This is a genomic window from Nocardia citri (genome assembly GCF_054065835.1).
Genome location: NZ_JBSUQM010000011.1, coordinates 1 through 23,265, shown reverse-complemented (window position 1 = coordinate 23,265; position 23,265 = coordinate 1). Strand labels below are relative to the sequence as shown.

General features: G+C 64.3%; 20 protein-coding genes and 2 tRNA genes. 9 read left to right on the top strand and 13 right to left on the bottom strand.

Going from position 1 to position 23,265, the window contains the following annotated elements; genetic code table 11:
* Positions 1 to 30: 30 nt before the first annotated feature.
* From ACW2Q0_RS17260 to icmF, 3 genes are read right to left on the bottom strand one after another with little or no spacing between them, the layout of a single operon-like run.
* Complete coding sequence (locus ACW2Q0_RS17260; protein WP_457191264.1) at positions 31 to 1,104, bottom strand: amidohydrolase family protein; 1,074 nt, start codon at positions 1,102 to 1,104, stop codon at positions 31 to 33.
* A 43-nt stretch (positions 1,105 to 1,147) separates the two neighbouring features.
* Complete coding sequence (locus ACW2Q0_RS17255; RefSeq protein WP_457191262.1) at positions 1,148 to 1,411, bottom strand: TetR/AcrR family transcriptional regulator C-terminal domain-containing protein; 264 nt, start codon at positions 1,409 to 1,411, stop codon at positions 1,148 to 1,150.
* Positions 1,412 to 1,466: 55 nt separating this feature from the next.
* Positions 1,467 to 4,685 carry a fused isobutyryl-CoA mutase/GTPase IcmF gene (icmF, locus tag ACW2Q0_RS17250; protein ID WP_457191260.1) on the bottom strand — a complete coding sequence of 1,073 codons (3,219 nt, stop codon included), beginning with the start codon at positions 4,683 to 4,685 and terminating at the stop codon, positions 1,467 to 1,469.
* A 335-nt stretch (positions 4,686 to 5,020) separates the two neighbouring features.
* On the opposite strand from icmF, the gene ACW2Q0_RS17245 reads away from it, so the two are divergent.
* From ACW2Q0_RS17245 to ACW2Q0_RS17225, 5 genes are read left to right on the top strand one after another with little or no spacing between them, the layout of a single operon-like run.
* Entirely contained in the window at positions 5,021 to 6,520 is a 1,500-nt protein-coding gene (locus tag ACW2Q0_RS17245) for a CoA-acylating methylmalonate-semialdehyde dehydrogenase (RefSeq protein ID WP_457191258.1), read from the top strand.
* A 28-nt stretch (positions 6,521 to 6,548) separates the two neighbouring features.
* Positions 6,549 to 7,688, top strand: coding sequence for an acyl-CoA dehydrogenase family protein (locus ACW2Q0_RS17240; protein WP_457191256.1), 1,140 nt, complete (start codon positions 6,549 to 6,551; stop codon positions 7,686 to 7,688).
* Positions 7,685 to 8,767: an enoyl-CoA hydratase/isomerase family protein gene (locus ACW2Q0_RS17235; RefSeq protein WP_457191254.1), complete on the top strand. Its 1,083-nt coding sequence runs from the start codon at positions 7,685 to 7,687 to the stop codon at positions 8,765 to 8,767. Before ACW2Q0_RS17240 ends, ACW2Q0_RS17235 begins: the two co-directional genes overlap by 4 nt.
* Entirely contained in the window at positions 8,764 to 9,660 is an 897-nt protein-coding gene (gene mmsB / locus ACW2Q0_RS17230; RefSeq protein ID WP_457191252.1) for a 3-hydroxyisobutyrate dehydrogenase, read from the top strand. The genes ACW2Q0_RS17235 and mmsB overlap by 4 nt, the downstream gene beginning before the upstream one ends.
* A gap of 43 nt (positions 9,661 to 9,703) precedes the next feature.
* Positions 9,704 to 10,492, top strand: a complete 789-nt coding sequence (locus ACW2Q0_RS17225; RefSeq protein WP_457191250.1) for an enoyl-CoA hydratase — start codon at positions 9,704 to 9,706, stop codon at positions 10,490 to 10,492.
* A gap of 111 nt (positions 10,493 to 10,603) precedes the next feature.
* Here the strand turns inward: ACW2Q0_RS17225 and ACW2Q0_RS17220 are convergent, their stop codons facing one another.
* Both ACW2Q0_RS17220 and ACW2Q0_RS17215 read right to left on the bottom strand, forming a co-directional pair.
* Positions 10,604 to 11,671, bottom strand: coding sequence for an Hsp70 family protein (locus ACW2Q0_RS17220; RefSeq protein ID WP_457191248.1), 1,068 nt, complete (start codon positions 11,669 to 11,671; stop codon positions 10,604 to 10,606).
* A 119-nt stretch (positions 11,672 to 11,790) separates the two neighbouring features.
* On the bottom strand, positions 11,791 to 12,339 hold the full coding sequence (locus ACW2Q0_RS17215; RefSeq protein ID WP_457191246.1) for a MarR family winged helix-turn-helix transcriptional regulator: 549 nt from the start codon (positions 12,337 to 12,339) through the stop codon (positions 11,791 to 11,793).
* 169 nt (positions 12,340 to 12,508) lie between these two features.
* Between ACW2Q0_RS17215 and ACW2Q0_RS17210 the strand changes: the two genes are divergently transcribed.
* A tRNA-Cys gene (locus ACW2Q0_RS17210) sits at positions 12,509 to 12,580 on the top strand.
* A 107-nt stretch (positions 12,581 to 12,687) separates the two neighbouring features.
* Here the strand turns inward: ACW2Q0_RS17210 and ACW2Q0_RS17205 are convergent.
* The 7 genes from ACW2Q0_RS17205 to ACW2Q0_RS17175 all read right to left on the bottom strand — a co-directional run bounded on the left by ACW2Q0_RS17205 (position 12,688) and on the right by ACW2Q0_RS17175 (position 19,673).
* A complete protein-coding gene (locus ACW2Q0_RS17205) occupies positions 12,688 to 13,737 on the bottom strand; it encodes an ABC transporter ATP-binding protein (RefSeq protein ID WP_457191244.1) in 1,050 nt (349 codons plus the stop codon).
* Positions 13,734 to 15,287, bottom strand: a complete 1,554-nt coding sequence (locus ACW2Q0_RS17200; RefSeq protein ID WP_457191242.1) for an ABC transporter permease — start codon at positions 15,285 to 15,287, stop codon at positions 13,734 to 13,736. The genes ACW2Q0_RS17205 and ACW2Q0_RS17200 overlap by 4 nt, the downstream gene beginning before the upstream one ends.
* Before the next feature lie 2 nt (positions 15,288 to 15,289).
* On the bottom strand, positions 15,290 to 16,309 hold the full coding sequence (locus ACW2Q0_RS17195) for an iron ABC transporter substrate-binding protein (RefSeq protein ID WP_457191240.1): 1,020 nt from the start codon (positions 16,307 to 16,309) through the stop codon (positions 15,290 to 15,292).
* Between the two features lie 129 nt (positions 16,310 to 16,438).
* Positions 16,439 to 17,779, bottom strand: a complete 1,341-nt coding sequence (locus tag ACW2Q0_RS17190) for a metallophosphoesterase (RefSeq protein ID WP_457191238.1) — start codon at positions 17,777 to 17,779, stop codon at positions 16,439 to 16,441.
* A 75-nt stretch (positions 17,780 to 17,854) separates the two neighbouring features.
* Positions 17,855 to 18,463 (bottom strand): Rv0361 family membrane protein, encoded by a 609-nt coding sequence (locus ACW2Q0_RS17185; protein ID WP_457191236.1) that lies wholly within the window; start codon positions 18,461 to 18,463, stop codon positions 17,855 to 17,857.
* A gap of 409 nt (positions 18,464 to 18,872) precedes the next feature.
* Positions 18,873 to 18,927, bottom strand: a tRNA-Arg gene (locus ACW2Q0_RS17180).
* A 128-nt stretch (positions 18,928 to 19,055) separates the two neighbouring features.
* Positions 19,056 to 19,673, bottom strand: a complete 618-nt coding sequence (locus ACW2Q0_RS17175) for a DUF6630 family protein (RefSeq protein WP_457191234.1) — start codon at positions 19,671 to 19,673, stop codon at positions 19,056 to 19,058.
* 646 nt (positions 19,674 to 20,319) lie between these two features.
* Between ACW2Q0_RS17175 and ACW2Q0_RS17170 the strand changes: the two genes are divergently transcribed.
* Positions 20,320 to 21,153 (top strand): hypothetical protein, encoded by an 834-nt coding sequence (locus ACW2Q0_RS17170; RefSeq protein WP_457191232.1) that lies wholly within the window; start codon positions 20,320 to 20,322, stop codon positions 21,151 to 21,153.
* Between the two features lie 52 nt (positions 21,154 to 21,205).
* On the opposite strand, the gene ACW2Q0_RS17165 is transcribed toward ACW2Q0_RS17170, so the two are convergent.
* Positions 21,206 to 21,889, bottom strand: a complete 684-nt coding sequence (locus tag ACW2Q0_RS17165) for a GntR family transcriptional regulator (RefSeq protein ID WP_457191230.1) — start codon at positions 21,887 to 21,889, stop codon at positions 21,206 to 21,208.
* 216 nt (positions 21,890 to 22,105) lie between these two features.
* Between ACW2Q0_RS17165 and ACW2Q0_RS17160 the strand changes: the two genes are divergently transcribed.
* Positions 22,106 to 22,567: a hypothetical protein gene (locus ACW2Q0_RS17160; protein ID WP_457191228.1), complete on the top strand. Its 462-nt coding sequence runs from the start codon at positions 22,106 to 22,108 to the stop codon at positions 22,565 to 22,567.
* A partial coding sequence (locus ACW2Q0_RS17155; protein ID WP_457191227.1) for a DUF2637 domain-containing protein occupies positions 22,567 to 23,265 on the top strand: 699 nt, incomplete at its 3' end. The genes ACW2Q0_RS17160 and ACW2Q0_RS17155, both read left to right, overlap by 1 nt.

Sequence of the window (23,265 nt, the reverse complement as noted above, 5' to 3'; positions counted from 1 at the left end):
GAAATGCCCACTGCACCGAGCATCCTGGGCTCACCATTCGATTCGGTAGGTTCGCTGGGCGTTGGTTCGGAAGATCTGCTCCAGCTCCCTGTGGCCGCCGCCGTGCTCGGTGATTGCGGTGGCGATGATCTCGGCGCTGTCGGCGATGGTCGTAATCGGTTTGTCCACCGGGAAATTGGAGCCCCACAGCATCCGGTCGGCGCCGAAAACATCGAAGGCGTGCGCGACGAGCGGGCGAATTCGATCCAGCAATACCGGAATCGGCGTCGAGGTGCCACGTGGCGGTACCGGGTGACCGAGGACCGGCATCATCAAGCCACTGACCTTTGCGACCACGTTGTGGTTTTCGGCGAGTGCGGTGAGATCGTCGCGCCACCGGAAGAATAGATCCCGGCGCAGGCTCGGATTCGTTCCGGTGCGTGTACCCACCGGGCCGAAAATCCCCGCGGGTGTGGCGAGATGGTCGAGCACAATCGGGACTTCCGGATAACGCTCGGCGAGTGCCGTCACATCGGGTAGCGCATGCGAATAGACCCAGGCCTCGAACGACAGTCCACGCTCGGCCAATGCCGCGAACCCGTTCAGGAATTCCGTGGTGGTGAGTGCGCTCTCGTGCCGGGCATAGGGACGGACATCCGGATCGGGATGGTGCGCGACATGCGCGCGAATACCGCGTATCAGCGGTGATGTGGCCATATGGGTATCGAGCAGCACCGCGAAATCCGGTGCGGCCGGATCGGCGCTCCCGATGATTGCGCCGAGTGCCGGATTGCCGCCGCCGAATGGCAGTCCGGCCACCCACTTCGTCTCCTCGGCTGCGGCCAGCGTTCCCTTTCCGGTCCACCCGACCTCGATATGCACGATCGACTCGACCGGGACGCCGTCGGCATCCGCGCGGTAATTCGCGGGCAGATACGGCTTGGTATAAGCGGTCGGATCCCCGACGAATTCCCGGTCCCGGCGCGGTGCCACCCGCTTGGCCACATCGATCGGAATGGGCAGCATCCGGAGCAACTTCGCGGTCTGGCTGAATTCGCGCGGTGTGCCGAACGGATCCCACTGATGAATATGACTGTCGATAATCTCGATATCCGAAAGATCCATGCCCGCCGTCCCAACCACGTCGAAGGCCCTGACCTCGCGATTGTCACATGTGCGCGGCGAGGGTGTTCGCAATCAGCGGGAACCGTATGCGGACAGGGATGTCCGAATCGGCGATTTCGTGCTGCCCGGCATCGCTCACCTCGCGGGTGCCGAGCCGCGACCGCGTTTCCAGTGGCGTGGTGAGCAGGGCGAACAGCTGCTCGGCCGTCTGCGCCGGATCATCGGTCTGCAGCCGTCCCGAAAGCGTGAGACGAGCGAGCCGATCGGCCGGCGCCTCGGCTATGCGCCGCGAGGTGCGCTCCAGCACGGTGTCGGTCAGGTCCGCCGAAGGCTGCGAACTGTGCGTAGGTCCAAGGTATTTCTCACACGTTGCGGCGGTACTGCCCGCCGACGGTGAAGAAGGTGTCGGTGATCTGTTGCAGCGTGCAGACTCGGGCGGCGTCCATCAGCACCTCGAAGATGTTGTCGTCGGTGCGGGCCACCGCGTCCAGGCGGGCGAGGGCGGCATGCGCGGCATCGCGATGGTCGGTCTGGAACTGGCGCACACGCTGCAACTGTGACTGCTTCTCGGCCTCGGTGCCGCGCGCCAATTCGATGACCCGATGCGGTTCGCCGTGCGGGTTGCGGAAGGTATTGACACCGATGATCGGCAGCGAGCCATCGTGTTTGCGGTGCTCGTAGCGGATGGATTCGTCTTGGATCTTGCCCCGCTGATAGCCGGTCTCCATGGCCCCGAGGACCCCGCCACGCTCGCTGATCCGATCGAATTCGGCCAGCACCGCCTCTTCCACGAGATCGGTGAGTTCATCGATGAGAAAGCTGCCCTGGAGCGGGTTTTCGTTCATCGCGACGCCCCACTCGCGGTTGATGATGAGCTGGATGGCCAGCGCGCGGCGCACCGACTCCTCGGTAGGTGTGGTCACCGCCTCGTCATAGGCATTGGTGTGCAGGCTGTTGCAGTTGTCGTAGATCGCGATGAGCGCCTGCAGCGTGGTGCGGATATCGTTGAAACTCATCTCCTGTGCGTGCAGCGACCGGCCAGAGGTCTGCACGTGGTACTTCAACTTCTGTGAACGCTCATCGGCGCCGTAGCGATCTCGCATGGCGATGGCCCAGATGCGCCGTGCTACCCGGCCTATCACCGAATATTCCGGATCCATCCCGTTGGAGAAGAAGAACGACAGGTTCGGTGCGAAATCGTCGATCCGCATGCCCCGCGCGAGATATGCCTCGACATAGGTGAATCCGTTGGCGAGGGTGAAGGCCAGCTGGCTGATCGGATTCGCGCCCGCCTCGGCGATGTGATAGCCGGAGATCGAGACGGAGTAGAAGTTTCGAACACCGTTGCGCACGAACCATTCCTGGATATCGGCCATCATGCGCAGGCTGAATTCGGTGGAGAAGATGCAGGTATTCTGGCCCTGATCCTCCTTGAGGATATCGGCCTGCACCGTGCCGCGCACTGTCGCCAGGGTGCGCGCCTCGAGATCCGCGGCCTCCTCGGCGGTGGGCCGGCGGCCCTCGGCGGCCGAGAAGCGTTCCAACGCTTGGTCGATGGCGGTATTGAGGAAGTAGGCCAGGATGGTGGGAGCCGGACCGTTGATGGTCATCGATACCGAGGTGGTAGGCGCGATCAGGTCGAAGCCGTCGTAGAGCGCCTTCATATCGTCGAGTGAGGCGATCGAGACACCGGAGGTGCCGACTTTGCCGTAGATATCCGGACGTTCGGCCGGATCATGGCCGTAGAGCGTCACCGAATCGAAGGCGGTGGAAAGCCTTGTCGCCTCGGCGTGTTCGCTGAGCACCTTGAAGCGCCGGTTGGTGCGGAATGGATCGCCTTCACCGGCGAACATCCGCGCCGGATCCTCGTTATCGCGCTTGAACGGAAAGACGCCCGCGGTGAACGGAAACCGTCCGGGCAGATTCTCCGAGCGCAGGAAGCGCAGCAGCTCGCCGTGATCGGTGAACCGCGGCAGCGCTACGCGCGGAATGGAGTTGCCGGACAGTGTCTCCCGGCGCAGCGGGGTGTGGATCTCGCGATCACGAATCCGAACCACCTGCTCATCGCCCCGATAGGATTCGGCCAGTGCGGGCCAACCCGCGAGCAGTTCGGCATTATCGGCATGCACTGCGTCGCGGGCCTTTTCGGTGAGCTCGGCCACCGCGATGTCATCGGGCAGCTCGGCCGCCACCTGCTCGAGCCGTTGCAAGCGTTGTGCCGCAACGATTTGTGTGGTCGTGTCGGCATGGTAAGTCCGAATGGTCTCGGCGATCTCGGCGAGATAGCGCACCCGGGCGGGCGGGATGATCTGCGCGAACCTGGTGGAGGAGCGGGTATCCACCTTCGGAAGTACGCCGGGTTCCATCCGCAGACCACGCTCGGCGAGCAACCTGGTGAGGTGCTGGTAGAGCGCCGTCACTCCGTCATCGTTGAAAGTGGCCGCACTGGTGCCGAATACGGGCATTTCCTCCGGAGATTTGCTGAACTCCTCGCGATTGCGGACCAGCTGGCGCGAGACATCACGCAGCGCATCTTCGGCGCCGCGTCGCTCGAACTTATTGATCGCCACCACATCCGCGAAATCCAGCATGTCGATCTTCTCGAGCTGGGAGGCCGCGCCGAATTCCGGTGTCATCACATACATCGACACGTCGACGTGGTCGGTGACCCCGGCATCGCCCTGGCCGATGCCGGGGGTTTCCAGGATGACCAGGTCGTATCCCGCTGCCTTGCAGGCGGTCACGATGGCGTCGATATTCTGCGGCAATTCGTGGCCGCCGCGGGTGGCCAGTGAGCGGAAGAAGATGTGCTCGCCGTCGAGGGCGTTCATGCGGATGCGGTCGCCGAGCAGTGCCCCGCCGCCGCGACGCCGGGTCGGATCCACCGCGAGAATCGCGACGCGCACTTTGTCCTGCTGATCCGAACGCAGACGGCGCACCAATTCATCGGTGAGCGAGGACTTTCCGGAACCGCCCGTGCCGGTGATGCCGAGTACCGGCACGGTGCGCGCGGCGGCGGCCGACACCAGGGTCTGTCGATCCGATTCCGACAGTGTGTCCTGCTGCAGGCAGGTGATCGCGCGCGCGAGCGCAGCCCGCTCACCTGCGAGTACCGCGTCCAGCATCGGCGGTTCCGCGGCGAGATCGACATCGCAGGTCCGGATCAGCTGATTGATCATGCCGGGCAGGCCGAGTCGCTGGCCTTCCTCGGGGGAGAAGATGGTCACGCCGGATTCGGCGAGGCGCGCGATCTCCTCGGCGACGATCACCCCGCCGCCACCGCCGAAGATCCGGACATGCTCGGCACCGGCCTTTTTCAGCGCGTCGGCGAGATATTCGAAGTACTCGACGTGGCCGCCCTGATACGAACTCACCGCGACGCCCTGGGCATCCTCGGTGAGTACCGCGTCCACGACCTCGCTGACCGCGCGATTGTGCCCGAGGTGAATGACCTCGGCGCCCTGCGCCTGCAGGATCCGCCGCATGATGTTGATCGCGGCATCGTGTCCGTCGAAGAGCGCGGCCGAGGTCACGAATCGGACGGGATGGGTGGGCGTGTGCTGCGCGCTGCGGTCGGCCACGGGGTCCTCCAGGGGAGATCCTGTTTGGCGCCCGATACTAGGACGTCAAACTAATATTACGGTGGTGTCGGTCACAGCGCCAGGTAGACGTGCCTGCGGATTCATCCTCGGCGCGATCATGCTCGCCGGGGGCGTCGCCGTATTGTTCGCACGTATCGCGGTCCCGCACAGCTCTCGCGTGCCGCTCGCGACGGCGCTGTTCGCACTCGCCTTCGGGTCGGTCGCTCGATGGTTTCCGTGGGATGAGTCACACTGTCCAATTTAATTGGACATCCAACTATAGGATGACCGCAGATCGCGCAACGCGCGGCGTCCACTACAAGAACAGGACTGGCATGGTTCGCGAACTGACTCACTTCATTGGCGGACAGCGTGTCGCCGGGGCTTCGGGCAACTTCGGCGATGTCTTCGACCCGAATACCGGCCAGGTGCAGGCGCGGGTGCCGCTGGCGAGCAAGGCCGAGGTCGATGCCGTCATCGCGAATGCGGCCGAGGCGCAGCGGGTGTGGGCCGCGTTCAACCCGCAGAAGCGGGCCCGGGTGCTGATGAAGTTCCTGACGCTCGTGCAGGACGAAATGGATTCCCTCGCAGCACTGCTGTCGGCCGAGCACGGTAAGACCATCGCCGACGCCAAGGGGGATATCCAGCGCGGTGTCGAGGTCGTCGAATTCGCGGCGGGTATTCCGCACCTGCTCAAGGGTGAGTACACCGAGAGCGCGGGCACCGGCATCGATGTCTATTCCATGCGTCAGCCGCTCGGTGTGGTCGCGGGTATCACCCCGTTCAACTTCCCGGCCATGATCCCGCTGTGGAAGGCCGGACCGGCACTGGCCTGCGGAAATGCCTTCGTGCTCAAGCCGTCCGAGCGCGATCCCTCGGTGCCGCTGCGGCTGGCCGAGTTGTTCCTCGAGGCCGGTCTGCCCGCAGGCGTATTCAACGTGGTCAACGGCGATAAGGAAGCCGTCGACGCGATCCTGCATTCGCCGACCGTCAAGGCCGTCGGCTTCGTCGGTTCCACCCCGATCGCGCAGTACATCTACGAGACCGCGACCGCGAACGGTAAGCGCGCGCAATGCTTCGGCGGCGCCAAGAACCACGCGATCGTCATGCCGGACGCCGACCTCGACGATGTCGCCGACCAGCTCATCGGCGCGGGCTACGGCTCGGCGGGTGAGCGCTGTATGGCCATCTCGGTCGCCGTCCCGGTCGGGCAGGAGACCGCGGATCGTTTGCGCGAGAAGCTGATCGAGCGCATCGCCAAGCTCAATGTCGGACGTTCCGACGATGCCGGTGCCGATTTCGGCCCGCTGGTCACCGCGGATGCGCTCGGCCGGGTCGAGAACTACGTCCAGATCGGCGTCGACGAGGGTGCGGAGCTGGTCATTGACGGCCGCGGCCTGGAGGTCGCCGGTGGTGAGGGCGGGTACTTCACCGGCGCAACGCTTTTCGACAACGTCACGGCGCAAATGCGGATCTACAAGGAGGAGATCTTCGGTCCCGTGCTGTCGATCGTGCGGGCCAAGGATTACGACGAAGCGCTGGCACTGCCCAACGAGCACGAGTACGGCAACGGTGTCGCGATCTTCACCCGCGACGGCGATACCGCCCGGGATTTCGCCGCCCGCGTGCAGGTCGGCATGGTCGGCATCAATGTGCCGATTCCGGTGCCGATCGCGTACCACACCTTCGGCGGCTGGAAGCGTTCCGGATTCGGCGATCTGAACCAGCACGGTCCGGATTCCATTCGCTTCTACACCAAGACCAAGACCGTCACCCAGCGCTGGCCTTCCGGGCTGAAGGACAGCAACCACTTCGTCATTCCGACGATGGATTGAGCAGCGGACCGACGGGAGGTCGACGATCGTGTTCGCACTGAATGACGACGAGCGCGCCATTGCCGAAATGGCGCGCCAATTCGCCGACGAATACCTCGCCCCGAACGCCCTGGAATGGGATGAGCAGAAGCACTTTCCAGTGGATGTGCTGCGCAAGGCGGGTTCGCTCGGCATGGGCGGTATCTATGTAAGCGAGGATCTCGGCGGTTCCGGGCTGCGCAGGCTCGATGCCGTGCGTATCTTCGAACAACTGGCCACCGGCTGCCCCGCCATCGCGGCGTATATCTCCATCCACAATATGGTTTCGTGGATGATCGATAGCTACGGCAATGCGGAGCAGCGTAACCATTGGCTACCCCGGCTGACCTCGATGGAATGGCTGGGCAGCTACGCGCTCACCGAGCCGGGGGTGGGATCGGATGCGGCCGCCTTGCGGACCAAGGCCGTTCGCGACGGTGACGATTACTTGCTCACCGGAGTCAAGCAATTCATCTCCGGTGCGGGTAGCACGGATGTGTATGTCATCATGGCGCGTACCGGCGATGCGGGGGCGCGCGGGATTTCGGCGTTCATCGTTCCGGCCGATACGCCGGGAATTTCCTTCGGCGCCAATGAGAAGAAGATGGGGTGGAATGCCCAGCCCACTCGTCAGGTGATTATGGACAACGCCCGGGTGCCCGCCGCCAATATGCTCGGTGTCGAGGGCAATGGCTTCCGCATCGCCATGAACGGGCTCAATGGCGGTCGACTCAATATCGCCGCCTGTTCGCTGGGCGGCGGCCAGGCGGCGCTGGAGAAATCCGTGGCGTATCTGGCGCAGCGCAAGGCGTTCAACAGCCGACTGCTGGACAATCCGGCACTGCAATTCCAGCTCGCGGATATGCGTACCGAGCTGGAGGCGGCGCGGACCCTGCTGTGGCGCGCCGCGGCCGCGTTGGATGCGGATGCCGATGACAAGGTCGAATTGTGTGCCATGGCAAAGCGGTTCACGACCGACGCCGGATTCGAGGTCGCGAACAAGGCGCTGCAGATGCACGGCGGTTACGGTTACCTGGCCGAATACGGTGTGGAGAAGATCGTCCGTGATCTGCGGGTGCACCAGATTCTGGAGGGCACCAACGAAATCATGCGGGTGGTCGTCGCCCGCTCGGTGGTAGGAGCAGCATGACCGAACCCGAAGTTCTCATCGATAAGCGGGACGGACTCGGTCTGATCACGCTGAACCGGCCCAAGGCCATCAATGCGCTGAACCATACAATGGCCCTTGCTATTTCCGCGGCACTGCGGGGGTGGGCCGATGACGACGAGGTGCGTACCGTAGCCGTCACCGGCGCGGGGGAGCGCGGGCTCTGCGCGGGCGGCGATATCGTCGCCATCCACCACGACGCGGTCGAGATGAACAATCGGTCCGCTTCGACCGGTGCCGCCGATGCGGATTCGGCCACCGGCCTCTTCTGGCGCGACGAGTACATTCTCAACGCCCTGATCGGCCGCTATCCGAAGCCGTATGTGGTGGTCATGGATGGCATTGTGATGGGCGGTGGCGTCGGTCTTTCCGGCCACGGTAGCCATCGGATCGTCACCGAGCGCTCCAAGATCGGTATGCCGGAAGTCGGCATCGGCTTCGTTCCGGATGTCGGTGGCACCTACCTGCTCGCTCGCACGCCGGGCGAAATCGGTACGCACGTCGCACTGACCACCGCGCGGATGAGCGCCGGTGACGCCATCGCCGCGGGTTTCGCCGATTACTACGTGGCCTCGGAGCACATTTCGGCACTGCTGGAAACGCTGCGTAGCGAGTCCGCTGAGATCGCCATCGCCAAATTCGCCACGGACCCACCGGAATCCGGACTGCTCGCCCAGCGGGACTGGATCGATGCCTGCTACAGCGCCGAAACGGTCGAGGAGATCGTCGATCGGTTGCGGACGCACGGTTCGCCGGAGGCCCTCACGGCCGCGGCCGAACTGCTCGCGAAATCGCCTGTAGCACTGAAGGTTACGTTGCGTTCGCTGCGTGCGGCGCGTGCCGCGACAAGCCTCGAGGCGGTGCTGAACGAGGAGTATCGCGTGTCCATCGCCTCGTTGGCCTCCCACGATCTGGTGGAGGGCATCCGCGCGCAGGTGATCGATAAGGACCGCAACCCGACGTGGTCACCCGCGACGCTCGCCGAAGTCACCGCGGCGCAGGTGGACGCGTATTTCGTCGAATTGGGCAATAAGGAACTGGGTTTGGAGGCAGGTAAATGACGAAGCGGATCGGTTTCCTCGGTCTCGGCCACATGGGCGGGCCGATGGCCGCGAACTTGGTCAGGGCCGGATATGACGTGCTCGCCTTCGACCCGGTCCCCGCCGCACAGGAGCAGGCACGCGAAGACGGCGCCACGGTAGTGGATTCGGCCGCCGCGGCCGCCGTCGGTCGCGATGTCGTGATCACCATGCTGCCCAATGGCAAGCTGGTCCTCGACGTCTACGCCGATCTGCTCCCCGCCGCGAATCCGGGCACCCTGTTCGTCGACTGCTCCACCATCGATGTCGCCGACGCCAAGACGGCCGCGATCCGCGCCATCGATGCGGGCCATCGCGCACTGGACGCCCCGGTTTCCGGTGGTGTCGCGGGCGCCGCCGCGGGCACGCTGACCTTCATGGTCGGCGGCGGCGCGGCCGACTTCGCCGATGCGCTCGATGTGCTCCAGGTGATGGGCGGCAAGGTTGTGCACTGCGGTGGCTCGGGCGTCGGCCAGGCCGCCAAGATCTGCAACAACATGCTGCTCGGTATCTCGATGATCGGTCTGTCCGAAGCGCTGGTGCTCGGCGAGAAATTGGGACTGAGCCACCAGTCGTTCTTCGATGTGGTCTCCACCGCATCCGGTCAGAGCTGGGCGTTGACCAGCTACTGTCCGGTCCCGGGACCCGTGCCCACCAGCCCGGCCAACAACGACTACCAGCCCGGTTTCGCCACCGCGTTGATGACCAAGGACCTGGGCCTGGCCGCGAACGCCCTGCGCGATAACGATGTCGACGGCAAACTCGGCCTGCTGGCCGCCGAGATCTACACGCGGTTCAACCAGGCGCAGGCGGGTAAGGACTTCTCCGCTATCGTCACCGATATCCGTGACCGTTCCGACCAAGAAGGTGTCTGAAGATGGATGCATTGCGAAGCGATTCCGTGGGGGTGGAGGTCCGGTGACGGGTGGTGGGCCCGACTTCGAGACGATTCTGCTGGAGCGCAAGGGCCGGGTCGGCTGGATCACGCTGAACCGTCCGAAGGCGCTGAATGCGCTGAACGCGCAGGTCCTCGACGATGTCATCGCCGCGCTCGACGAACTCGAGCACGATGACGCGATCGGTGCCATCGTCATCACCGGTTCGGAGCGGGCCTTCGCGGCCGGCGCCGATATCAAGGAGATGCAGCCCAAGTCGTACATGGATATGTTCATGAACGACTACTTCGCCCGCTGGGACCGGTTGGCGCAGTTCCGCAAGCCCACCATCGCCGCCGTCGCCGGTTATGCCCTCGGCGGAGGCTGTGAGCTGGCCATGATCTGCGACATTATGCTCGCCGCCGATAACGCGAAATTCGGTCAGCCGGAAATCAAGCTCGGCGTCATTCCGGGCATCGGCGGTTCGCAGCGCCTGACCCGCGCCATCGGTAAGGCCAAAGCCATGGATCTGGTACTCACCGGCCGCAATATGGATGCCGAGGAGGCCGAGCGCGCCGGTCTCGTGTCCCGCATCGTGCCCGCCGCCGAACTGCTCGACACCGCACTCGAGGTCGCCGAAACCATCGCCTCGATGTCGCTGCCGGTCACCATGATCGCCAAGGAAGCCGTGAACCGGTCCTTCGAAACCACCCTCGCCGAGGGCCTGCGCTTCGAACGCCGAGTCTTTCACTCGCTGTTCGCGATCGACGATCAGAAGGAAGGTATGAGCGCCTTCGTCGAGAAGCGCCCAGCCAAGTTCACCAACCGCTGACCCACGACTGCACCTGTGCCCGGCCGCGTGAATCTCGGCCGGGCACAGTGCTGTTCGGGCGGTCAGCGACGGCCGCGACGCAGGGAACGGTTTCAGCTCGCGAACGACGGTTCAGTTGAAGGAGGTCACCGGGATTCCGGCGACTTCGACGGGGGTCGGCGCGTTGACGCCACCGGGCGGCTGGGTGGCGGTGTGGTTGATGGCGAGCAGTCCGGCGATTGTTGCGCCCAAGGCGACCGTAACCGCAACGGCGGCAATGAGTTTGCGACGGCCGGTGGGGGTCGGCGCCAGTGCGCCGGCCAGCGCTCCGCTGCGTAGGCGTGCCATGCGCACATCACCGTTGGGACATTCTGCGGCGAGCAATACCGCACCGCGAGCCGAAACGTATTCGGGCTCCTCGTCGTAAATGACCGGGAGTTGGATCATTTCGGATAATTCTTCGCGGATATCGGGATTGCGGGTGCAACCGCCGAGCAAGATCAGGGCCTCTGGCTGAACGCCGGTTTCCTCGATCAGTTGGCGGACGAATGACGCGGAATAATGGATGCCCGCGGCGCACAGTTCGGCGAGATCGCTGCGGGTGACCACGGCACGTTCGCCGGAACTGGTATCCATGGCGGTGATTACGCGGGCGCTGCTGAGTTCTTCGCGGTGCCTGCGACTGGTCGGTTTGTCGGTTAGTACGCCGCCGCGGGCCAATTGCCAGCGCAGCAGTGCGTCGTAGCCATCGCCGCCGAGTACGGTACTGCGTTTGCTGGACAGGATGGTGTCGGTGCGGCAGTCGGCGTGGGTAATGGTGACACCGGAGCTGCCGAGGTCGTAGAGGATTACCGAGCCGGTGGTGGGCAGTCGGCCGGTGAAGCGCAGGTAGCGCAGCTGGGCCAGCGGTTCGTCGGCGATGGTGAGCCGGTTGCGGCCCGCGGCGGTCCGGATGGCGTCGACGTGCAGCGGGCAGCGGCAGGTCACCGCGGTTCCGGTGATCAGCTCGTCGCGCCGGTCGGCGGCCGCGCGCATCTGCCGGATCGCCTCGAAGACCGGTTCCTCGACCCCACCACCCGCCCGACGCCGCACCTGGCATCGATCAATTGGAGGCAGGTGCGGCTGATCGGAATGCGTCAGCATCGCGCGGGCCCCGCCTGCGCCCGCCGATACCCCCAGGACCAGCACCATGGATTCCATGGTGGACCCTTTCGGCTCCGGTGCCAAGACGACGGGGCGGGGAATTCGCTAGTTGGATGCCAGACCGTTACCGGTCGGTCGTCCGAGAAGTGTAAATACCGACCGGTTCGGGTGTTTGGCTACTGCTCGTGCGCCGACCACCGGGCCGGTTCGGCGCCGGTGTCGAAGTCGCCTGCGGCATGGCGGAATTCCGCGAGCAGCTGCAGCAGAGTCTGTAGCCGATCCGGTGGAAGACCCGGAATCGAGAAGACTTTCGCGTTCAGCTCCTTGGTCGCCTCGGCGACCAATTGCCTTCCGGCGGAAGTAATTTCGATAAGTGTCGCACGTCGATCGCTGGGATGCGGAACACGCTCGACAAGCTTGGCGGCCTCGAGTCGGTCGACGGTATTCGTCACGCTGGTGGGATGCACCTGTAGTCGCGCACTGGCCTTCGCCATGGGCAGTGCACCCGTCTTGCTGAAGGCGAGCAGCATCAGAAGTTCATATCGAGAGAAAGTAAGGCCGGTTGGTTTCAGGGCCTCGTCCACCCGCGCCATCACGATTTGCTGGGCGCGAACCAATGAGGTCACCGCTGCCATTCCGTCGGCGACATCGCCCCAGCCGTGGCCGACCCATTGACGATGGGCCTCCTCGATCGGATCAACCGGTAGTGGACGTGGCTGCGACATGACTTTGATCATTCCATGCTCCGGTGCCGCTCCGGCTCCTCTCTCGATCGGTGAGAGTCGCAGAAGTCGCATTCGGATCCGGTGACCGAGGTTCGGGTGTCATCGGTTCGGATCACGCTGAGTGCAATCGTGGGCATTTCGATGCGGCGGCGGCAATATTCATGGCGAGGCGGGCGTGGCTGAGTGGTTTAGGCAACGGTCTGCAAAGCCGTTTACGCGGGTTCAATTCCCGCCGCTCGCTCTAATTCAATGGCGCCATCGTCGGCGACTGTTTGCAGGTCGCTCGAAAAGGTCTGCTGTGGGCGCCCGGTCCGGCCATACGCCACCGCCGTACCGGGCGTCCGTGGTTCACGTCGCTTCGAAGGCCACGGCGTTACCGAGCACGTCCAGACGGACGCGCTGGCCCACTGTCGGCGCCGCGATGCTGGCCCGGCGCACCCGCACCGGTTCGACATCGCCGTCCAGCGCGATGGTCAGCATCACATCGGGCCCGCGGAACTCCACCTCGCGCACGATTCCGCTTTTCGGCTCGCTATCGGAAACCACCTGCGCCACAAGCTGTTCCGGACGAATCATGATGGTCGACGGACCCGTCGGCGCGGACTTCTGCACCGGAATCCGGCCGAGCGCGCATTTGGCCACATCGCCCTCGACCACCGCGTCGAGCAGCACGCAATCACCGAGGAATTTGGCGGTGAACAGATCGGTGGGCGCGGCGTAGACCTCTTCCGGCGTGCCGACCTGGGTGAATACCCCCTCGCGCATGACGGCGACCTGTTCGGCGAAGCAGAGCGCCTCCTCTTGGTCGTGGGTGACCAGGATGCTTGTCATGCCCGCTGCGCGCAGCGTATCGGCCACGGCCTGCCTGGTAGTGGCTCGCAATCCGGCATCGAGTGCGCTGAACGGCTCGTCCAGCAGCATCAACCGCGGTTTGCGGGCCAGCGCACGCGCGAGTGCGACGCGCTGCTGTTGGCCGCCGGAGAGTTGATGCGGGCGTCGGTCCGCGTAGGACGGATCGAGCGAGACCATCTCCAGCAGTTCGTTCACCCGATTCCGGCCGCGTCGCAGGCCGCAGAATCCGCTGCGTAGGCCGTAGGCGATGTTCTCACCGACGGTCAGATGCGGAAACAGTGCACCGTCCTGCGCGACGTATCCGACATTGCGGCGCTGCGGCGGTACCGAGAACCGCTCGCGGGTCACGGTTTCCGTGCCGATCGCGACCGAACCCGTATCCGGCGCCTCGAATCCGGCGATCACCCGCAGCAGCGTGGTTTTACCGCACCCCGACGAGCCGACCACCGAGGTCGAACTGCCATTCGGCACTTCGAGACTGATCCCGCCGAGGACCCGGTGCTGGCCGAACGTCTTCGAAACGTCCGCCACGACAAGTCGACTCATAGCCCAGCCGCCTTCCTGGATTGGGTGAACAGCAGATACGTCACCGGCACCGCCGCGACGATCATGATGAGCGCATAGGGTGCCGCCGCCGCGTAGTCCAATTCGCCGGACAGCGACCAGAATCGCATCGCCAGCGTGCGAGTTCCGCTGGGCGCCAACAGCAATGTCGCGGTCAATTCGGTTGCGACCGCGACGAACACCAGCGCCGCCGCGGAGGCCGCGGCGGGCGCGGTCAACCGCAGCGTGACGCGCAGGAAGGTGACCGGCCCCGAGTGACCGAGCGACCGCGACACTTCCTCCAGCCCGACTGGCACCTGCGCCAAACCGGCCCGCACGCTGACCAGCGCCCGAGGCAGAGACAGCAACACATAGGCGGCCACGACCATGGTGACCGTCTGATAGAGCGGCGGCGCCCACCGGATGGTTACCGTCACCATGGCCAGCGCGATGACGATGCCGGGTAGCGCACTCGTAATGTAGTTGGCGCCCTCTACGATTCGGGCGAAGGCCGAGGTGGAGCGCACCGCGATCCAGGCCACCGGGAACGCGCACAGCGTGGTGAGCAGCGCGGCCATTGCGGCGAGCCCGACGGTCTGCCCGAGCGCCGTCCCGATTTCGGTGAAATCCCACACCCGCGCACCGCCGATGCGCAGCCAGCGCACGATGGTCCACAGCGGTACGCCGATCGAGCCGACGATCACCCCGGCGAAGGCGAGCAGCACCGGAATCGTGGCGGGCCCCAGCGCGACCCGGACAGCCGCACGCGGCGCACCGCCGCCGATCCTGGCGTAACGCGCCCTACCGCGCGCCCCCGCCTCGGCCGCGAACAGCACCAGACAGCACAGCACCAGCACACCGGCCAACATGCTGCCGGCCGGGCCGGCGAAGCTGGATTGGTACTGTTCGAAGATCGCGGTCGTGAACGTGTCGAACCGGATCATCACGAACGCGCCGTATTCGGCGAGCAGATGCAGCGAAATGAGCAGTGCGCCGCCGAGAATCGCCAATCGCAACTGCGGCAAGACGACTCGGGTGAAGACCGCGACCGGCCCGGACCCCAGCGCACGCGCCGATTCCTCCACTGCCGGATCGAGACGGCGCAGCGTGGCCGCCGCGGGCAGATACACCAGCGGGAAATACGACATGGTGGAGATCACCACACCCGCCCACAGCCCGTGCATGGTCGGGAAGACGCTGACCCAGCCGTAGCTGTTCACGAACGCCGGCACGGCCAGTGGTGCCGCGAAAACCGGCCCCCACCACGCCGCACCTGGCACATTCGTACGCTCCACCACCCAGGCCAGCGCGATCCCGAGCACCACACAGATCGGGACGGTGACAATGACCAGCCCAGCCGTATTACGCAGCAGATCACCGACTCTCGGGCGGAACACCAGCTCCGCAGCCTCGTGCAGGCCGGTGGAGAAGACAGTGGACACGATGTAGCCGAGCGGCACGAATGTCGCCGCCACCAACAGCACAGCGATGGTCGTGACGAGTGGTCCGGGTCTTCCGACCCGGGATGCGGCGACAGCGGTCCGGACGGCCATGACTAGAGCAGCCCCGCCTCGGTCATCAGCGCCGTCACCTTCTTGGCATCGAGCTTGCTCGGATCGATGGCCGGTGCCTGCAGCGAGGCAAGCGACGGCAGCGCCGGATTGGCCGCGACATCACTTGCGACCGGGTACTCGAGCGAGGAGCCGTCGCGCAGGATCTGCTGCCCGGTCTTGGAGGTGATGAAGGCCAGGAACTTCTGCGCCGATTCCTGCTTCTTGCTCGACTTCAGTACGCCGCCACCGGAAACTGAGATGAACGCGCCCGGATCCTGGTTCTTGAAGTAGTGCAGCGCGGTGTGGTTGCTGCTCTCCTTGGTGTTGGCCTGATCGCGGTACCAGTAGTAGTGGTAGATCACGCCGCCATCGGGCTGACCGGAGTCGACCGCCTTCATGGTGGCGACATTGTTCGGGAATGCGGTGGCGTTGTTCTTCATGCCCGCGAGCCACGCCTTGGTGGCGTCCTCACCCTTTAGTGCGAGCAGCGCCGCCACGATGGCCTGGAAGTCGCCGCCGGAAACGCCCGCGCCCCAGCGGCCCTTCCACTGCGGCTGCGCCAGATCGAGCAGCGACGCGGGCAGCTTGTCGGCCGCGATCTTATCCTTGTTATAGACGAAAACCGTTGAGCGGGCGGCAATTCCGGTCCACTTCCCGGTGGACGGGCGGAACTGGGCGGGCACCTGGTCCAGCGTCGTCTTATCGATATCGGCGAACAGTCCGGCATTCTCCACCAGCGCCATGGCGGGGGAGTTCTCGGTCAGGAAGACATCGGCGGGGGAGGCCGCGCCCTCGGCGACCAACTGGTTGCCCAGTGCGGTGTCACCGCCCTGGCGCAGCGTGACCTTGATGCCGGTCTCCTTGGTGAACGCGTCCACCCATTCCTTGGTCAGGGATTCGTGCTGGGCGTTGTAGACGGTTATCTCGTTCTTGTCGTCCGAGGAATTCGAACAGGCCGTCACGCCGAGCGCCGCGACAGCGACGGTCAACGCCGCGGAAATCGCTTTCCATCTGATCGACATGTTCGAGTCCTTCCGACGCGTGCAAGGTTCCACTTCATATGATGAGGCTTACCTAAGCAAGATACCGCGTCCGAACTGCGTAACGGTATCGGTACGGCTGCGGCGGGCGCGGGTTGGCTGGCTCGTCGGTCAGGACAGGCCCGAGAAGTCCCGCAGCACAACGTGATTGCGGTCGGCGAAGGTACCGAGCGTGTAGTCCGGCAGCAGACCGAAGTATTCGCCCCGGGTGGTCGCACTCCAGCGGCGGGCGGCCGCGGTGCGGGTCTTATAGAAGTTGATCATGTACCCGCCCTCGTACAGGCGCAGCAGGCTGTAGCCGCCCGGGTACTCCTTGACCGCGGCCACTTCCAGGAATTCCACCGCGCAAGCGGTGTCGGGCTGGGTGCGACGGTTGCGGTGGGTATGGCCACTGTGCTGCAGGAATACGCCAGGGGCGCGTTCGTAGAGCGTTTGGAGTTCGATGCTGTCGGTGCGATCGAGGACGAAGCCCGGTCCGGCGGTATTGGTCGAACCGGATTCGACGGTCACCGGGTGATGTCCGAACACCAGCGTCGGGCGATCCGGATCCGCGCGCAGCAGTTCACCGAGCCGGTCGAATTGTGCGACTTCGATGCTGCCGCCCGAACCGTCGAGTTGGCTGGTGTCCAGTCCGATCAGCCGCAGGCCGCCCATCTCGTGCTCGATCAGCTGCTCACGTGGAGTGAACTGCTCGGCCCAGCAATCGTAATGATCCGCGGGTGCGTGGATGCAGCCCTGATATTCCGAGCCGATGTGCGGGCGGTCGTGATTGCCGCGTACGGCGAGATAGTCGCGGCCCTGCGCGCCCCAGGAGTCCAGGTGCCGGCGAACCGAACGCGATTGCTCCGGTTTCGCCTCGGCGGTGAGATCGCCCGCGATGAGCAGGATATCGGCGGCGCGGTCGGGGCGGTGCAGATCATCGAGTACGGCGGCCAGCATGACTTCCGGATAGGGCGGCAGGCCGGGCTCCTGCCGGAAACCCGCGGGCAGGTTGTCGACGATGAGGCCGCTGACCTGCTCGCCGTAGTGCACGTCATTGGCGAGTGCGACGGTGCGCAGTGGTCGGCCCGGCGGCGGTGTCAGGGTGGTGAATTCACCAGTGGACTCCGGACTTCCGGGGGCTCGGGTGGTCAGTGCGAGGGCAGGTACGGCGCGGATGCCGTTCGACCATGCCTGGAATCGATAGCGGCGGCCCGGTTCGAGGCCGTCGATCTCCGCGTAGTGGAACGGCGTGCGCTCGTCATCGGCGTAGACGGTGGTCAGCGCGGAATCGGCCGGTCCGAGGCGCACTTCGGTGTCCGCGTCGACCGCCAGCAATCGACCATTCGGATCCGGGGTCACCGTCGTCCAGGTCAGAATGACCGATCGTTCGGTGACCGTCACGACCTCGAGATCGGTCGCGAAAAGCGGATTCGTTTGGGCCCGAACCGAACCCCGGTCCGCGATGCTCACGAGCGCGGCCAGCCCAATGGCGCTGAGGAAGGTCCGGCGCGACGGCCCGCAGCAGCTCATTCGACCGAGATTACGTCAGTTCTTACCCGACTCCGCCGAGCAGACCTTCCACTTCCCGTCTTCCTTGCGCAGGTGTTCGGTAGTGCCCGTATCGGTATCCGGGGTCTCACCCGGGACGGTCAGTGTGAGTTTTCCGGTGATCTTGGCCGTCGCGCGGTCACCGATGATGACGATGTCATCGATCTTGTCGATATCGACCTCGACCTTGGCGCTGTCGAATTCCTTCTTCTGCTCCTCGGTCAGTGTGTCGAAGTCGGCACGGTCGGCCGCGCACGCCTTGGCCGCTGCCGCGGCGAACCCGCTCTTCCCGAGCGTGTCGTAGAAGTCGTGGATCGCCACCTGGATCTTCTTCTCATCCGAGGCAAGCGGCGTCTTCCCCTGCGCCATCAGCACCACACCGGCGGCAACCGCTCCCGCGATGACCAGCACCAACACCAACAGAGCGATAATCAAACCGGTCCTGCGCTTCGGCGGCGGATACCCCTGCTGCGGCCCATATCCCTGACCACTAGGCGGCGGATACCCACCCTGCTGTGGATACCCGTACCCCTGCTGCGGCTGCCCCGCCCCTTGCGGGTACTGCGGCTGCCCGAATGGCGTTTGCCCACCCTGCGGATATGTCATGATCCCGTCCTCCCGCTCACCCCATCTGTGAGTGAGGTTACGGCAACCCGACCCGTCACGACCCGAACACCGATTCAACGCGAGTGCGCACTGAGCACGGGCTCGTCGTCTCCGTGAGCATGAGCCAACCAGGAGCGGAGTGCCCGTGTAGCGGACACCGTATGTGGTCCTTTACTCGTCCGAGTAGAGCGAGATCGTCGGGCCATGCGGAAGATGGGAACGTGCAGGTGATCTGATGCCACGTCGGGACGTGCCGGGCATCCCCTGTGTGACCAGAGGATTCAACGGGTCCGATCTGGGTACACGCCGCCGATAAGGCAACTGTCGAGCGGATGCGGACCGACGCGTTGGCTAGACAAGAAAGGCCCTGACCGCATGTGCGCTGGTCAGGGCCTCCTTCGTTGTGTGCCCTCGGCAGGATTCGAACCTGCGGCCTTCTGCTCCGGAGGCAGCTCCAGTGAGGTTTTCGGGGTATCCGACCGGATGTGGTCGTCGCGTCATATGGCGATTCGGGATCCGGCTGTCCGGCTGTGTCCGGGGTAGTTGTGTCACCGACGTGTCATTGGACAGCACCACGGGGACAGTGTCGGGCTTATCCTGTGACGATTTCGAATAGGAAGCCGTTTTCGTACGTGAAGCCCGCAGCTGCGGCGTCAGCGAGAAGCAGTTCACATCGTTCGGTTGGTATGAATCCGAAATAGTATGAGTCGCCCCGAGTGATGCGAATCATTGTCATACCGGCCTCGCGGCTCTGGCGGGCGGTCTCGCGTAGATAGTCCTCGGCGTTACGGGGATATTCCGATGGGCCGTCAGACAACCCTGGAGGCTGATCCCACGACATCGCTGGACGTGATGGCACCGGTCGCAGTTGTTCGTGTATGTCGTCGGCACTCTCGCGCCAGTCGCACAGGACCAGGAACGGTTCCCTGCCTACCATTCCCCCTTGCATAGACGCGAGCAACCCCTCCCGTGCGAGCTGGCTTTGCGACCTGGACGAGTTGGAGAGCCACCCTCGGTAGTACTGCACCAGTTCGTCCGGATTGTCCATCGCCGAGCTAACAATCTCGACCATGCCTCCGGCGAGGTGCGCGTCCGGGGCCAGCAAGACCGCGACCGACATCAGCGAGTATTCGATCGATCGGGTCGGTGAGGAGTAGGGCGGCGGAAACGGGTAGGGGTCTGACCACGAAACTCCGGTATGCGGCTCCATAGCGGAATCGTAAGGGAACGCGCCCAATTGTCGCTGACCGCTCGCAGCCTGGTGACTTCCCTTCCCCTGCTTCCTCATACTGGCCATCCCTCAGTGGAGGTCGGGCGTGTCAAGGATGCCGTAGGCACCGCGTAGCGGACACCGTAGGTGGTCCTTGACTCGTTCGGCCGGAGCGAGACGATTGGGCCATGAGGAGGCAGGGACTACCACCACCGGATTCGTTCAGCAATTCATCTGCGCAGGTCAGCTGCCGTTGGAGGATATGTCGGCCGAATCGGTGTCGGGACCACAGCCAGTCACTCCGGCCGGGGCCGGTGAATCCGCGTGCAGCTGCGGAGGTAGGTCGGGTACGGCTGTCGTCGTGCCCAGCACTGTCCGGTGAATGAAAAAGCGGCCAGGGCCGAAGAGTCTGCGTGATGCCACGTCGCCAGAGCGGATGCCAGAACACGCAAACTGGGCCAGAATGCGCCTCGGCGAAGCGGTGCGCCGCCGACGTGCCGACGCGCCGCGAACGCAGCGTGCGGAGGGAGCGTTGCGCGTCGTAGCGCGGCGGCGGCGCGTAGCGCCGCCGGGGCGCTCTTGACTCTATATAGCGAAATTCAGCAACCACCCTCGTAGTACGCGACGGCACCCGGAGAATGAGGATATGACTGGGCTTGTGTTGACGCCGGACCGCCGGACTGAACTCGCGGCACTGCTTGAGGACGAATCGCGATTGAACGCCGAGTTCCCGAAGGTCGCAGAGTATCTGAACACTGCACCGATGCTGTCGGGCACTGGCGATGAAGCTGTAGATCGTGCGTTCGATCTCCGGTTGCTGCACTACATGACCGGAGATGATTCGGCTTCCCGTAACCCTTACTGGGACATCGTCGCTCCGGCAGTTACCGACGACGGCCAGCGGCGACGAATCGATGGCGGAAGTCCAAGGGGAAGCGCACGGCTCGGGTTCGCGCAGACGATCTTGCAAGCAACCTATGCTTACGCGGTACCGGCGCCTGAGACTGTGCTGTGGATGCGAGAGTTTTCGCTGGGGCGCAAAGTGTTCGAACTCGGCGCGGGACGCGGCTACTGGGCACGACAACTCGCCGATGTCGATGTGCCGGTCTGCGCGTACGACTCCGAACCGCCAGCATCTACAACGAATGTGTCATTCCCGGCAGTCCGAGGACAGGCAAACGAGTGGTATCCGGTCGAAGCCCTCGCCCGGTTCGAGAGTGATCTCGACGGTGACGGCGTGCTCTTTATGTGCTGGCCGCCCGGATGGAACGACCCGATGGCGTCTACCGCACTCGAAGAATTCGAGTCTCGCGGCGGGCATCGGCTCATCTATGTGGGTGAGCCGATGGGCGGTAAAACCGGCGACGACAAATTCTTCGATGGTCTCGCGGCGCGCTGGACCTTGGAAAGTGTCGACAAGCATTTCGTCTCGTGGTGGAACCTCAGTGACGTCGCTCAAGGATGGATACGGAAGCGCTGACGCGAAAAAGGGGCCGTCACCTCCGGCGGCGACGACCCCTTTCTGGCGTGAATCACTCCTGTGGATCGAGTGCCATGCGGAACACAAACGACCCGTACCGGTCCTTCGGATACGAAACGTCAGAGACCATCAGCACACGCCCGTCTGACATGAGAAATCGCTGATGAACAGCTTTTATGAGGTCGCTGGCACTCGTGCGTAGCCATTCCGCGTGGGCGGGTACCGCCGGACGATCGGTGACGGTCTCCTCAAGAATTTCCGCCGAACTGACCTCGGGCGCATCAGACGGCTGGTAGCTATCGGAGATCGAAACAGGGCGCTCCTCCACGGCGGCTTTCACCACTGTGTGGATGACTTCGGCGCCGACATCGACCCGGAGTAACGAGGCAAGTTCATCGTCGGCGGTCAACCGCGACTCTTCGCGCTGGATAGTCACCGCTTCACGCCCACCCGCTGACTCATTACCAAAGGTCACCTCGGGGTCCTCCCACTGACGCTCCGGCGCAATACGAACCAGCCTCGGTTGATTGACGACGAACATCCCTCGGCGTTGGACTGTACGGACGAGCCCCTGACGTACGAGAAGATCTCTCACGCTGCGGATGACGATCTCCGATACGCCGTGCGTCTTGGCGAGTTCGGTGTAGCTCGGTAGCTGCGTCCCGGCCGGCAGTGCACCGCTGCGGATCTTCTGTGCGATCTCTCCCGCGATGGAAACGTACTGCGGTTCTGTCATGGCGCATGCCCTCCGAGTGGTGTCCGTTGTTTCGACAACGATGTTCAGTATACCTGCTGCGTATACGCAAATTTCTGGCATGCACAGCATCGCGTAAACCCCTCTTGATTCTACGTATACGCAAGGTCTTGTGCCGATACGTAGTTGCGTATACGCTGTTATGTATGCGCAGAATCGGCGCAGTACAGCGACCTATTTTCTTGGAGGAGTGAAGCAATGGCTTTGAAGGATTTGTGGTTGAACCCGCCGTTCGGTGAGGCGTACCCGAAGGGTGTGTACCTGTTGGGGGCGATTGAGGCGATGACGGAGTACAACTCCGATCGCAATGCGCCCAAGCGTCAGAAGCTCGACTTCGACAACGACGGCAACGGCACCGGTAAGCGGTTGTGGAAGGGCACGGTCACCGATCCGACTGCGGCCAATGCGAAGCAGGCCAGCTTCGATGTGATTTTCGTGTCGGACGTGCAGCCGGTTCCGGCGGCGCCCGAGATCGCCCCGGGGATGACGCCGATCGAGTTGGAGGGTTTGCAGGTCAAGCCGAAGATCGTCGGCTCGGGTGAGTTCAAGTCGATCGGCTGGAACGTCCGAGCGACCGGCATCAAGGGCGACAACTCCGGTTCGAAGCAGGCACCGGCTGATCCTGGTGCGGCGCGTCCGTCCGGTTCTAAGGCGGCGTGATGAATACGGCGGGCCGGTCGGCGGGGATGCGTGTGGCGCGCTGGTCCGCCGTCATCATCATCGCGGGTGTTGGGGCGGCGGCATTTCGGCTGTCCTTCGCGACTCTGCGGGACCTGGCGATCCTCGCCCATATCCCGGCTCGGGATGCGTGGCTGTTCCCGGTGATCGTGGACGGCACCATCATCCTGGCGACACTCGGGGCGGTGGTTCTCGCGAAAAGTCCTGAGCGTCAATGGTTTAGCGGGGTGTTGATCATCGGGGCTGCGGTCTCGGTGGTCGGTAACTCTTTGCACGCGGTCGCTGCTGGCCGTGAACTTCCGTGGTGGGCATCGGCGCTGGTGGCTGCTGTCGCTCCTATCTCGCTGCTCGTGGACACCCACGGCTTGGTCGTGTTGTTCCGTGCGGCTCAACGCGAGTCGGCTTCGGACGCGGAGCCGTCACCTGTCCGCGAGCCTGGAGAAGGGCAGGAAGTACGGGGCGATGTTGCTCCGACTCCTGCACCCGTCCCGGTTCCGGTTCGCAAGAAGTCTCGGCCGCGGCGTGATCCCGCGACGGTTGCTCGTGCGGTCGCTATGCGGGCCGACGGTAAGTCTTACACCGAAATCGGTAAGGCGCTGGGTGTTTCGCCTCGTACGGCAGCGAACTATGCGTCTACTCCCGCACCTGCGGCTACCCCGGTCGAGCCTCGTCCGCTGGCT

Excerpts from the sequence above, each read along its gene's own strand:
- ACW2Q0_RS17260 (WP_457191264.1), bottom strand. The coding sequence starts at position 1,104 with ATGGATCTTTCGGATATCGAGATTATCGACAGTCATATTCATCAGTGG.
- ACW2Q0_RS17245 (WP_457191258.1), top strand. The coding sequence starts at position 5,021 with ATGGTTCGCGAACTGACTCACTTCATTGGCGGACAGCGTGTCGCCGGG.
- ACW2Q0_RS17235 (WP_457191254.1), top strand. The coding sequence starts at position 7,685 with ATGACCGAACCCGAAGTTCTCATCGATAAGCGGGACGGACTCGGTCTG.
- mmsB (WP_457191252.1), top strand. The coding sequence starts at position 8,764 with ATGACGAAGCGGATCGGTTTCCTCGGTCTCGGCCACATGGGCGGGCCG.
- ACW2Q0_RS17220 (WP_457191248.1), bottom strand. The coding sequence starts at position 11,671 with ATGGAATCCATGGTGCTGGTCCTGGGGGTATCGGCGGGCGCAGGCGGG.
- ACW2Q0_RS17215 (WP_457191246.1), bottom strand. The coding sequence starts at position 12,339 with ATGTCGCAGCCACGTCCACTACCGGTTGATCCGATCGAGGAGGCCCAT.
- ACW2Q0_RS17205 (WP_457191244.1), bottom strand. The coding sequence starts at position 13,737 with ATGAGTCGACTTGTCGTGGCGGACGTTTCGAAGACGTTCGGCCAGCAC.
- ACW2Q0_RS17200 (WP_457191242.1), bottom strand. The coding sequence starts at position 15,287 with ATGGCCGTCCGGACCGCTGTCGCCGCATCCCGGGTCGGAAGACCCGGA.
- ACW2Q0_RS17195 (WP_457191240.1), bottom strand. The coding sequence starts at position 16,309 with ATGTCGATCAGATGGAAAGCGATTTCCGCGGCGTTGACCGTCGCTGTC.
- ACW2Q0_RS17185 (WP_457191236.1), bottom strand. The coding sequence starts at position 18,463 with ATGACATATCCGCAGGGTGGGCAAACGCCATTCGGGCAGCCGCAGTAC.
- ACW2Q0_RS17175 (WP_457191234.1), bottom strand. The coding sequence starts at position 19,673 with ATGGAGCCGCATACCGGAGTTTCGTGGTCAGACCCCTACCCGTTTCCG.
- ACW2Q0_RS17170 (WP_457191232.1), top strand. The coding sequence starts at position 20,320 with ATGACTGGGCTTGTGTTGACGCCGGACCGCCGGACTGAACTCGCGGCA.
- ACW2Q0_RS17165 (WP_457191230.1), bottom strand. The coding sequence starts at position 21,889 with ATGACAGAACCGCAGTACGTTTCCATCGCGGGAGAGATCGCACAGAAG.
- ACW2Q0_RS17160 (WP_457191228.1), top strand. The coding sequence starts at position 22,106 with ATGGCTTTGAAGGATTTGTGGTTGAACCCGCCGTTCGGTGAGGCGTAC.